Source organism: Sulfitobacter sp. CW3, from assembly GCF_019392245.1.
Taxonomy (GTDB): Bacteria; Pseudomonadota; Alphaproteobacteria; order Rhodobacterales; family Rhodobacteraceae; genus Sulfitobacter.
In genome coordinates, this window is the sequence record NZ_JAHXRL010000239.1 from 1 (window position 1) to 270 (window position 270).

1 protein-coding gene is annotated in these 270 nt (G+C 65.9%); it reads right to left on the reverse strand.

Annotated features, from left to right (window positions below; all coding sequences use genetic code 11):
- Positions 1-170: 170 nt before the first annotated feature.
- Positions 171-270 (reverse strand): ribose-5-phosphate isomerase A (locus KZZ06_RS23225; protein ID WP_219581878.1); only part of this gene is annotated, 100 nt, incomplete at its 5' end.

Below are 270 nucleotides of genomic sequence, written 5' to 3' on the forward strand. Positions count from 1 at the left end.
TCGACGACCTCCTCGCCGACGCTGCCCGTCGAGCCGAGGCGAACGGCCGAAAGACGGTCCAGCCGCGCGACCTGTAAGCCGGCTGACCCCTTTTACCGAACCGAACGGACCTACACACCGTCAGGTCCCCCCACGACGATTTCGTCAGCGAGTCCCACGAACAGCCCGTGCTACAGCACGCCCGGTATCTTCGAGAGCGACCGAGCGAGGGCCGCCGGCTCCTCGATGGACCCGAACTCGCAATCGAGGACCAAATTGCCGTGCTCGGTG